At 52.8% G+C, this 11,884-nt stretch carries 8 protein-coding genes; 6 read left to right on the top strand and 2 right to left on the bottom strand.

Features of this window, described 5'->3' with window-relative positions; all coding sequences use genetic code 11:
* Positions 1–577 precede the first annotated feature (577 nt).
* Positions 578–802: a helix-turn-helix transcriptional regulator gene (locus WCG50_RS13770; protein WP_336900174.1), complete on the bottom strand. Its 225-nt coding sequence runs from the start codon at positions 800–802 to the stop codon at positions 578–580.
* A 150-nt stretch (positions 803–952) separates the two neighbouring features.
* On the opposite strand from WCG50_RS13770, the gene WCG50_RS13765 reads away from it, so the two are divergent.
* The 3 genes from WCG50_RS13765 (at position 953) to WCG50_RS13755 (ending at position 4,792) form a co-directional block, all read left to right on the top strand.
* Positions 953–1,213 (top strand): hypothetical protein, encoded by a 261-nt coding sequence (locus tag WCG50_RS13765; RefSeq protein WP_336900173.1) that lies wholly within the window; start codon positions 953–955, stop codon positions 1,211–1,213.
* Positions 1,206–2,261: a DUF3596 domain-containing protein gene (locus WCG50_RS13760; RefSeq protein ID WP_336900172.1), complete on the top strand. Its 1,056-nt coding sequence runs from the start codon at positions 1,206–1,208 to the stop codon at positions 2,259–2,261. Before WCG50_RS13765 ends, WCG50_RS13760 begins: the two co-directional genes overlap by 8 nt.
* A gap of 743 nt (positions 2,262–3,004) precedes the next feature.
* Positions 3,005–4,792 (top strand): sensor domain-containing diguanylate cyclase, encoded by a 1,788-nt coding sequence (locus tag WCG50_RS13755; RefSeq protein ID WP_336900171.1) that lies wholly within the window; start codon positions 3,005–3,007, stop codon positions 4,790–4,792.
* Positions 4,793–5,144: 352 nt separating this feature from the next.
* Here the strand turns inward: WCG50_RS13755 and WCG50_RS13750 are convergent, their stop codons facing one another.
* Positions 5,145–6,986, bottom strand: a complete 1,842-nt coding sequence (locus WCG50_RS13750) for a sensor histidine kinase (protein ID WP_336900175.1) — start codon at positions 6,984–6,986, stop codon at positions 5,145–5,147.
* A gap of 238 nt (positions 6,987–7,224) precedes the next feature.
* On the opposite strand from WCG50_RS13750, the gene WCG50_RS13745 reads away from it, so the two are divergent.
* The 3 genes from WCG50_RS13745 to WCG50_RS13735 form a co-directional block, all read left to right on the top strand.
* Positions 7,225–7,992 (top strand): response regulator transcription factor, encoded by a 768-nt coding sequence (locus WCG50_RS13745; RefSeq protein WP_336900170.1) that lies wholly within the window; start codon positions 7,225–7,227, stop codon positions 7,990–7,992.
* Between the two features lie 122 nt (positions 7,993–8,114).
* Complete coding sequence (locus WCG50_RS13740; protein ID WP_336900169.1) at positions 8,115–9,872, top strand: ShlB/FhaC/HecB family hemolysin secretion/activation protein; 1,758 nt, start codon at positions 8,115–8,117, stop codon at positions 9,870–9,872.
* 44 nt (positions 9,873–9,916) lie between these two features.
* Positions 9,917–11,884: filamentous hemagglutinin N-terminal domain-containing protein (locus WCG50_RS13735; protein ID WP_336900168.1), on the top strand; the 1,968-nt coding region annotated here is incomplete at its 3' end.

Genomic DNA, 11,884 nt, shown 5'->3' with positions numbered 1-11,884 from the left:
GGCTTCGGAGGCCAATACTCTATCCACTGAGCTACAGCCGCACTTTGCAGTAAAACCGCAAGAGGACTATTCTCGCACACCACCAAAAATCACTTGGCATCTTTGTAAAGTCGTCCATGCCAATATTCACAAGTCATAGCTGTAGTGAATTTCAACGTAAGTAGACGCTTACTTCTCATAAAATATCAATGATATTTCGAGGCCAAATCGATCTTAAACCCGGTCAATCTAAAACCATTCCAAGGATGGACTAGCAACGTAAAAACTACCATGTGCCCAGTTTGTGCCCAATCTGTGCCTTGTCTGTGCCCGGTGTTTTTGACGTTCAGCCCACAACGATGGACGATGACCATAGGTCTTGTGCCCAAATCTAAGCGATTACTTCGCAATCGAATTGACAGTCGAAAACCCACTCTGCGTCGCGTCACTATTTGAGCTGTTCAATATGCGACTGGCATAAGCAAATCCAAACTGCTGCGATGCGATTCAACCACGCCAACAATCATCAAACATCGCAAAATACATTCTCGTAAGTACCACTTATTTAGATCACGCCCAACACGCTGAAGTTTATCTACTACTGCTGCATTGGCACCTGTTTACCAGGCGTGCGCACAAGTAATTCAGGCAATTCGATTTCAAAATAATCGCAAAGCTGATCAAGAACATCCAGCTCAATTCGTTCCGCAGTTTCGTAATAAAGCCGTGTCAGCGTGCCACGGTTAATGCCAGTGTCACGAGCAACGTCGCTGATCTTGAGCTTACGTTCCCCAAGCAAACGGGCGAAATTACAGCTAATCATGTTGGAAATTTTAAAAAATAATCTTCTACAGATCAAAATAGCTTGAAAATTGATGAACTTAGGACATAATGACCTACAGGAGATCAATAAATTTGCTTTAAGGGCAAGTTGACCTCCTAGTGTATCGAAGTATCAACAGGAGTATGAACCATGCAAACTATGATTCCTGTGGCACAGCCACAGACCTATCTCACCACAGATGAGCTTTCTTCACGTATTAAATACGACAGTCGCACTATTCGTGAGCGACTAAAGGACAGCGTTTTACTTGAAGGTCGACACTACATCCGGCCATTTGGCGGTCGCAAAACTCTCTACATTTGGGAGAACGTTGAGAACGACATGGCAAAGTATTCCCATATCGGGGCGCTCGGGATTCCCATGGCAAACGGAAATTCGATCCATGGGTAGCATCCGAGTCCGCCCCGAAACTGGCTCGCTGTTCATGGACTTCAAATACTACGGCAAGCGGCTCAGAGAGCAAACAACGATGGCAGACACCACTGCCAACCGCAAACGACTGCAAAAAGTCCTTGACCGCGTCGAGACCGAAATCACTGCAGGGACCTTTGACTACGAAAAAACCTTCGGCAAAGCACCTCCGTTAGCCAATAAAGTCGAACCGAAAGAAGATGTACAGACAGTCGCCACGAAAAAATTGCTACCCAACGGAACGCCTTTTTTCCAAGAGTTTGCTGACCTGTGGTTTACCGAAACGGAAGTTTCCTGGCGCCGTAGCTACCGTATCACCCAGCGTGGAGGGATTGATAAATACCTGACCCCGTTCTTCGGACTAAAAGAGGTCGGCCAAATCACCAAGGCAGACGTATTGGCATTCCGGGCTTCACTCGCCAAAGTCACCACTCGGAAAAGTCAAAACACATTGTCCAACCGACGCATTAATGCGGTGATGAAACCGCTGCGTCAGATACTTAATGAAGCAGCCGACCGATTTGAGTTTACCTCTGTGTTCACGAACATCAAGCCACTCAAAATGAAACGTAGTGATGTGCAGCCGTTCTCTATTGCGGAGGCGCGCCAAATCATCGCCACTGCGCGCCCGGATTACAGAAACTACTTTGTCGTGCGCATCCTCACAGGCAACTATGCAGCACAACGTGCATACCGTTCATCCTTGCCTCAGCAGCATGAACGCAGTCTTACCTATGTGGCAGCACTGCTCTTACCGTGCGGAATGTTCTACCACCAGCACCCCGCGTTCAAACAAAGGGGACAAAATTTTACCCAAAGTCGGGCGTACTGGCGCATGGAGTCCAGCCGATTACTATCACCCGCTCTGCGGGAATTGCGTTGGCGCAACTCGGCCATTGCCGATATTCTGGCAACCGTACTGGGATTTGACTGTGGTGATGACTGCGACCCGCAGCAAGTGGCTCGGATCGGCACGGCGGCCTACTTGCCCAACGAATGGGTAACAACACTGTGGTCGCGCGCATGACAAAAAAATGAGCTACTAAAAGGGTACTAAAAGGAATCCAGAGCATCCTCGCGTTTACGTTGACTCTCCGAAAACGAAACCCCGCCCTTGTGCGGGGACTTGCTCGCACCAGCTCTAAGTTTCATTCCAGCAAGCGAGAACATCATGCGACACTTGCCAGATGGCCCATACTGAAATAACAGAGTCTTGGCGAGTATGCGGTCCATCCTCAATCTCCCGTTTCTTTAACGAATAACAACGAGTCATCAACTTCTGATTCCAAAAATGCAAGCGGCTCCGTGAATCAATTTCCTGAATCTCTTAGAGTTGACAATCTGCCGCACCGAACTATGTCGTGGACCACATTGAATACTCACAAGAATCAATGCAGAGTTCCATGAAGCGGTCCTTCAATTCAACTCGGCTGAATCATATTGCTGACATTTGCGGCGTCGAATTTTGAGACCGGTCTGCAGCGTGAAGAGTCGTTCGCCACGGGCAGCTTCAGGGTATGCCAATTATGTGTTTTTGGTTGCTGGGCAGTGCTCCCTTTGTGTCAAGGATGGCGAATATCCGGCTTAACAAAACCCTTTGGTAGTAAAACTCATTTCACTACCAAAAATTGGTTATTTCCCAGGTGAAATTTCAACAACGCTGGTAGCTAAAAATGGTTTTTCGCTTGATAATTAAAAGCGATTCCTCTAACCCGTGCCCCCGGTTGAAGGCCATTGAGGCCCAGAACACGCCTTTTTTGCAACCCGTGCATGAACGAATATTCGTTCACAGCAACAAGGCAGCCCCTAAAAACGGCGCGGGCAAACGTGTTAAATCTGTCTTCTTCTCCAGCGCTGCCGGTGGTTTCATCGCCAGTTGCCGCAATGCGCATTGCCAGTGCGTTGCAGAGTGACCTTTTCAACAGTTCCACTATTTCGACAATTGCCTTTGATGCTGCGGGCAAAATTCAGGGGTTCAATGTGGGTGCTGTGCGCCTATTGGGGTACAGCAACGCGAATTTAACGCACCAACTCAATCTGATCGATATCTGCGAACCTCAGGAATTGGTGAGGCGAGCAATGGCCCAGAGCGTTCATTTCTGTGTCACAGAAACACCAGGTGTTGCTAGTATTTTTGCGTTGAACTGCCTCCATCAGGATGGTCATCGCTTACCCGTCATTGCGTCTGTCGTGGCCTTGAAAATTGTTGAAGGTGCTGAATCAACAGGCTTTTTGTTGGCTGCCGTACCGTTTGTGTTGCTCGCTTCCCTGCAGCAGGCGCTCAAAGGATTTAACGGTGGTGCGACGAAGCTGGAAGATCAATACGGCCTCACTGTCGAGTGGCCAAGCCATGTCGCGCCTGTGACGCGCTCACTTAACATCCTTAAAACCACAAACCACTCACCACATCGGCGGGCTGAGGCGGTGGCACGCAATTACCTGTCGGAAGCCTCTCGCGAAGACCAAATCATGTCGACCGATAAAGCGCAGCAGGCCTTGTATGAACTACGCGTGCATCAGACTGAGCTCGAAATGCTGGCTGAAGAACTGGAATGCACAAAGATTGAACTTAACGCCGAAATAGTCGAGCGCAAGAAACTTGAGAAAGTTCTGCGAGAGAGTGAACTGCGTTACCGCACGGTAGCCGATTTCACTTCAAACTGGGAATACTGGATTCTGAGCGATGGCACACTGCGTTATGTGTCGCCTTCGTGCGAACAGGTCAGTGGCTACTCGCCAGCCGAGTTTTACGCCGATCCCAATTTGCTGAGTCGGATTGTTCATCCTGAAGATCAGCAGCTGCATGCAAGGCACCAGCACAACGTGATCGAAACGGCTATCCCAGATTCCCTTGATTTCCGAATCCGCACCAAGGGTGGTTCCGTTCGCTGGATCGCTCATGTTTGTCGACCGGTCTTTGATAGTGATGGCAAACCCAATGGTGTGCGTGCCAGCAACCGCGACAACACCGAGCGAAAGCAGATGGAGGAGCAGGTGCACCAACTGGCGTTTTATGACCCGTTGACTAAACTGCCTAATCGCCGATTGCTGGATGATCGTCTGAACCAGATGATGGCCAACAGTAAGCGCAGTGGTTTTTACTGTGCCGTGATGTTTTTGGACTTAGACAACTTCAAATCAATCAACGACAAGCATGGGCATGAGGTAGGTGATTTACTACTACAAGAGGTGGCCACACGCATGAGAGACTGCGTGCGCGAGATCGATACCGTGGCTCGCTTCGGCGGAGATGAATTCGTCGTGGTGCTGGGAGAGCTTAATGGCAATAAGGAAGCGGCAACTAAGCAGACTCGCACCATTGCCGAGAAGATTCAGACCAGCTTGTCAGCCCCCTATTCGCTAAAAGTCCTGCAAGGAGGGGGAAAGGATGATCTCGTCGTGGAGCACCATTGTTCTGCCAGTATTGATGTTGTCGTCTTTGTAAATCATGAAGCGAGTCAGAACGAGGTTATGAAATGGGCCGATGCAACGATGTACGAAGCGAAGAAGGGCGGGCGCAATAAGATATTGTTTTATGGGGAAAAGGGCTGTGATTGAATGACGGCTCCTGAGGGTCTAATCCCGTCCGCGAGGGTGGCAATTCAAAGTTTTGGCATCGGGGACTCTTGCGGGTCTTCAAAAGTCCGCCGCTTTTCTCCGAACCTGACCTTCAAACTGAACGGCTGCAATGGAGAAAAACGTGAACCTGCAAGGCAGCGGTTCCTGACATAGGTCTGCCCGAAATGTTTCCTCCAGACCCGACACTCACCCCAGTAGCCTGACCGTCAGCAATGTAGCGTCGATTTCGAGGATCGCTGAAGCCCCAACGAACATCTGCGGCCAATCGCTAAAGCTCATTTGAAAGGCTGCTCTAACCGCCAAACCTGACATTCTTTATTAAGACCAAATACTACGCCACCAGTGCAAGGCGCAGGCGAAACAATGAGCCTTCACCAACAGTGCTTTCAATATCAATCTCCCCGCCCTCAGCGTTAATAATGGAGCGCACCAGATAAAGACCCAGACCGGCACCTGGCACCATCTGAGCATTGCCACCCCGGTAAAATTTTTCAAAAATTTGCCCTGTCTCTTTTGTCGAGATGCCGATGCCGTGATCCTCGACCTCAATCCAGCCGTTGTTAAGGCTTTTGCCAACGCGCAACGTAATTGGACTTCCGAGCGGGGCATATTTGATAGCGTTATCGATTAGGTTGGAGAGCGCCAGTCTCATCATTGCCCGTTCCGCATGTACCGGCACAACCGTGTCGGCCATTTCAAGCCGCAATTGGTCGGAGGTATGTAACAAGTGTTTCCAGTTTTTTGCGGCTTCATTTGCCAGGTCACGCAGATCCAAGGTCTCGCCATGGATCTTGTGTCCGTCAAAGTCAAGCCGTTCGTGGGTCAAGAAGTTATCCAACAGCGAAACCATGCGCCGCACTGCACGGCGAATCTTCTCCTGCCTGGGGGCAATAAATTCATACGATGCCGTCGCTGACTGCGAACAGGCAATTTCAACCGACTGGGCCGTCGCATCAATCACCGCCAGCGGTGTGCGGAATTCGTGTGACACCATCGCCACAAACTGACGTTGTTGATTCACTGCATCGCGTTCGGCCGCCAGTTCAGCGGCTAGTTTGGCATTCAAAAGCGTTTCCTGTTCGGCGTGGCGAACCCGATCAACCACGGCAATGTTAAGCAGCACGATGTGGATGATCGACCCCAGCACTGTGATGTAGTCGGTCGGTATATTGATTGCTGTCCAGCCCATCAATTTGGCCACGGCAAACGGAATGGCTAAAAAATTAGCCGTAAAAGCCAGCGTGTAAAACAGATATTCACGGTGCCCACGCCAAAGCAGCCAGGGGCCGGCAAGAGTTATTCCAACATTCATGATCGCCACAACCAGCATCAACCAAGGGGCAACCACACCATACTTTCCTAATATGGCGGCCAGAGCACACAAAGCGTAGAAAATCAGCACGGCGTCAAAAAGTCGGTTCAGCTTTGGAAAGTGCACACGCAAGCGCAGTACCCCGACAAAAAAGTGAGTCCCAATTAAAAAAACCAGACAGACGGAAACCCCCACCAAACGACTGGCCACCAGCGGTTGGTGTGAAAGAACCCACTGTGATGCAAAGCCATTCGTCGTCATCATGACGATGGCCAACATCGACAGATAGCCACAATAACTGAGGTAAATGCGCTCGCGCAGCCAAAACCAAAACACCAGATTCGACATAATCCCCAGAGCTAGGATGCCGAAATAAACGCTGAACAGGCTGGTATCCGTCTGTGCCGAAGACAGCAGACCGGCATATTGCCAAGCCTGCACCCGCACTAGCATCGTGCTGGAGGTTTTTATGCGCAGGTAGAGCGTGATGGGCCGATCATCAACAAGGCGGACTGGAAAAACAAAACTGCGGTGCGGGATGGGTCGGTCTGCAAAAGGTTGCAAGTCACCCAGGTGAGTTGCATCAAAGCCACCATCGCTGCGTGGCGCAAACAGCGTTACATGATTGAGGTAGGGCTGTGTCACCTCAAGCAACCACTGGTCAGGCACTTGTACCGTGCGTTGTAGCGTAAAGCGCAGCCAGTACGTGTCGGTGGTGTAGCCTGCGCCAAGAAAGCCCGGCAAGCCCGTGAACTCGGCCGCTTTGGCTGGAACTGTGACATCCTCAATGCGCAACAAACCGCTCACATCACGCAAGGCGGCCAGATGGCCGGACAAACTAGCCGACTCGTGCAAACCCATTTGCGACGTCAGCACCAGTGCCTGGGTGGGCCAGGAAAAGGCGGAGATCATCAGTGCCAGCAAAAATTTCAAGATCAACATAAAAACTCTTCGTGGGGACTCGCCATTATCAAGTCGTCCCAAGATTTTTAATTCTTTAAGACCCAGCGTGAGAAAGTGGTGAATAAACGTCAATCAGCGTGAGTGACCTACGCCCGGTCCGGCGATAGACTCGGTTCAACAAAGTTAGGCTGTAAAAATGATTTGCACAACTCCTGCTAAATTGCGCGTTTTTTTGGTTGAAGACACGGCAGATCTTCGCGAAGAAATCGTCTTTGGACTAACGGCACTGGGTTTGGATGTCAGTGGTTTCGGAGATGCAATCGGACTTTACCGCGCCTTGGCGGTCAAGTCTTGCGACATCGTCGTCATCGATGTTGGATTGCCAGGCGAAGACGGTTTTTCCATTGCCCAGCATCTCCGCAACAACCCCACTTTGGGAATCGTTTTTCTCACCGCCCGTGCCACTCTTGATGACCGTTTGCATGGCCTCGGAATGGGCGCTGACGCCTACCTGGTCAAACCTATTGACGTACGTGAACTCGCCGCCACCCTGCGCGCAGTGGACCGCCGCCTTTTCGGCAAGCCCGAAACAACTCTGGTTGCGTCACTCGCCGCCAAAGGCAGCCCATCAGCCCCAGTGACCGCATGCTGGAGCTTAAGCGCGGATGACTGGGTCTTACGCAACCCACAAGGTTGCGAGTTGACAGTCACCGATACCGAGCGACGATTTCTCAAAATCATGGTGGCGTCCGCTGGTCAGGTGGTCGAGCGTGAAACGCTCATCGATGCCTTCGCGCAAATTGTGAGTGACTACGACCCACACCGACTGGACGCGCTCGTTAGTCGCCTGCGCAAGCGCACCGAGATGGCCGGTTTGGGTAGCCTGCCACTGCAGTCGATCCGGGGCACAGGTTACGTTTTTAGCGTGCAAGACCGGCGATTTTTTTCACGTGACGACATTTAAAATGTGAATATTGGTGAGTTTTGGTGAGTTTTGGTGAGTTTCACGTGATTTAAGGTGCGTGATTTTTGAGGACTTTTTGATTAAGATCAAGATGCGCGAATTCGCTTGCTTGGACGCCACTCATGAACACCTCAGTGCATCAATTAACAACCATCTTCCGTCAGCGCCTCAAAAAAGACTGCCTCCTACAGAGTTCTAAGTCCACGGCAGTCAAAGTCGTCAGCTCACTGTGCTTGCTGACAGCCGCCACGGCCTTCGCCCAAGACGCTGGCTCATTGCTTCGTGATGCCGAGCGTCAGCGTCAGGCACCCGTTCCAGCGAGTCCGGCAATTCTTGCTCCGGCCATCCCGCCTACACCGCAACCCGTCGGCCCGCGCTTTCTTGTTTCACAGTTTCACCTTGAAGGCTACACCCTGCTGAGCGAAGCGGATCTGCAAGCAGTGCTCAGTTCTTGGGTGGGCCGTGAGTTGTCGTTCGCTGAATTACAACAAGCCACCGATGCCATCACTGAACGGTATCGGCGTGCTGGCTACTTGGTTAGAGCTTACTTGCCAGAGCAAAAGCTTGACAGTGGCAAGGTCAATATCATCATCATTGAAGCCCGCATGGGCAAAGTGCAGATTGAAGAAGGTGGCGTCGCACAGCGGATCTCTCAAGAGATGGCTCGTGACACCCTCAGCGCCCGTCAAAAAACGGGGGACCTCTTCAATCTGGAGCACCTGCAACGCGGCATCAACTTGGTCAACGATATTCCAGGGGCCGAAGCCACACTCATTCTTTCGCCATCCCAAAAGCCGACTGAAACTGATGTGATTATGAAAGTCAAGGACAAACCATTGTTGTCGGGCACCGTGCTGCTGGACAACAATGGTTCACGCAGCACGGGAGTGAACAAACTGTCGGGCAACTTCTCCCTTGATAACCCGACAAAAATTGGCGACCAAATTCAGCTCGCTAGTGCATTCACCACGGGCAGTAATTACCTGCGTTTGGGTTACAGCATCCCTATCGGTCATGACGGCCTGCGCGCCGGTGTTCATACCTCGGCCCTGCAATACAACATTCCATTACTGAAGGCCAATGGCACCGCCGCAACATGGGGCTTTGACGCGCGTTATCCCCTCGTTCGCGGCAGCACCGACAACCTGGCTGTGATTGGCACCTTCGATACACGCAGGTATCTCAATAACGTCGGCGAAAACGTCACGTCCGACAAAGTTATGAACGTGACCTCGGTGGGTTTGTCTGGCGATCACATTGATGCCTACGGCGGTGGTGGTTTTAGCTTTTCAGGAATATCCCTGACGGTTGGCACACTCGACCTCTCGGCAAACGCAGCCGACCTGGCGGCTGATGCCTTACCTGGCAGAAATGGGAGCTTCAGCAAAATCACCTGGAATATCGGACGACTTCAAAAGTTGAGTTCCGACACCAACCTGTGGCTCTCTGCCAATGGTCAATTCGCCGGCAAAAACCTGGACAGTTCAGAGTCGTTCTCACTGGGTGGCCCTGCTGGTGTACGCGCCTATCCCAATCAGGAAGGCTCGGGCGACGAAGGCTGGTTAATCACCGCCGAGGTGCGCCACACCCTCAATTCCAAACTGATGCTGGCCGGTTTTTATGACCACGGCCGTGTCGTGCAGCACAAAAATGAGTGGGCGGGCTGGAATACAGGCAGCCTGGCGGGGCAACCCGCGTCGTACGACCTCAAGGGCCTGGGCGTTTCGCTGACATGGTCAGAGCCGGGCAATTACACCGCCAAGTTGGCGTGGGCCCATCGCCTTGACAACAACCCATTGGCCCTCGCCGCGACCGGCAATGACGGGGATGGCACCAAAGTGCTGGATCGACTCTGGCTGAACCTGGTTAAGTATTTCTAAGTCACGGGTCACCTGGTTTCGCCGAATTTCAAAGAAGCATCAAAATGAATAAAGTCTATCGTCTGGTTTGGGACGCACTTAACAACACCTTTGTCGCTGTTGCTGAAAACGTCAAGGGACGCGGCAAGCCAACCAGCTCTCGCGTTGGATCGAGTCACGGGGTACGAAATAATTTATTGGCAGCGATCGGGGCCGTCTTTCCGATAAAAGTCTTGTGTGTCTGCATCGCCTTTATCGGCAGCAATGCTTTTGCGGCGCCGCCCGTCAACGCGCTGCCAACGGGGGGGCAAATCACGGCGGGTCAATCATCCATCAGCCAGTCTGGCTCGACGATGAGCATCAACCAAGCCTCGCAACAAACGGCGATCAACTGGAGCACCTTCAATATCGGAGCGGCGGCGCAGGTCAACTTCATCCAGCCTAACGCCTCGTCGGTCGCCCTCAATCGCGTTCTGTCAGCTGACCCGTCGGCCATTTACGGCAAGCTCACGGCCAATGGGCAGGTGTTTTTACTCAACCCGAATGGCGTGTTGTTTGGGGCCGGTTCTCGGGTTGATGTGGGCGGACTGGTGGCGTCCAGCATGAAGCTCTCCGATGCCGACTTCATGGCCGGTAACTACCGCTTTACCAAGGATGGCAGTGGCTCGGTCATAAATCAAGGCACGATGACTGCCCGCGCTGGCGGTTATCTTGCACTCTTAGCCCCAACGGTGGAGAACGAAGGCATTCTCAGTGCCAACCTTGGCACGGTCGCCCTGGCGGCTGGGGATGCCATCACGCTCAATATGGGCGGTGACAGCCTGATTTCGGTCAAGGTCGAACAAGCCAGTGTGGACACCCTGGTGCGCAACAAGCAACTGATTCAGGCTGATGGCGGTCAAGTATTCCTTACGGCCAGTGCGGCCCAAAGTCTGGTGAACCAGGCGGTGCCCGTGCCCGGTAATGTTGCGGGGCAAATGGTCACTGTCGATGGTGTGACACGCTTGGTCACCGCCGCAGTCGAGAACACCGGCACCATTCAAGCCCGCAGCATCCCCAATGCGGTGGGACAAGTGCAAGTCGGCGCTATTGCAATGCTAGCCAATGCGACCAACGGCGTGGTCACCACCAGTGGCACGCTTGATGCGTCCTCTGCGACTCATAACGCGGGTTCAGTGACCCTAACCGCCGCCGATGTGCGGGTGCTGTCGGGCGCACGCATCGATGCAACGGGTGCCACGGGTGGTGGTGTGGTTTTGGTGGGCGGCGAAGCGCATGGCGCTGGCACGCTGGCGCACGCGCAAACGGTCACTATTGAAGCCGGTGCGGTGGTCGATGTGTCTGCCACCCAAACTGGCAAGGGCGGCACTGCAGTGGTCTGGTCGGATAGTGCCACGGTGATGGACGGCACTATCCTCGCGCGAGGTGGCCAACTTGGGGGTGATGGTGGTTGGGTGGAAACATCCGGTCGGACGCTCAATCTCGCCGGCACCGTGAATGCCGGAGCGACCCATGGCCGCAATGGCGAATGGCTGCTTGACCCCAACGACCTGACCATCGCCGCCAGCGGCAGCAGTGTGACGGGCGGGACGACCTACCAACCGGGAACAACCGGCACCATTCTGAATAGCTCGATCAATACAGCACTCAATGCGGGCAGCAATGTCACGATCGCCACCAGCGCGGCGGGCACGGGGGGCAGTGGCAATATCACGGTGTCAGCAGCCATCACGGCCAACAGCAACACAGCGGCCACCACCGCAGCTAATTCGCCAACCCTGACTTTGCTGGCTGATGGCAGCATCACCATTGGTGCGAACATCGATATTCGCGCTAACTTTTTGGCCAAGGCCAATGCCAATATCACCGACACCGGTGGCTATACGCTGAAGACTTATGGGCAGGATGTGACTCTTAACAGTCGTGCCAGCAATGCGGCGAATGGCTCGATCGGCATTTCCAGCGCGACGATCCTGAGCAACGGGGGCAACATCAGCCTGTACGGCGGATCGAGCTTTGGCGGCAATGCGATC

The organism is Rhodoferax sp., from assembly GCF_037143375.1.
Lineage (GTDB): Bacteria > Pseudomonadota > Gammaproteobacteria > Burkholderiales > Burkholderiaceae_C > Rhodoferax.
The sequence above is the reverse complement of the archived record's forward strand: the minus strand, read 5'-3'. Positions and strand labels throughout refer to the sequence as shown.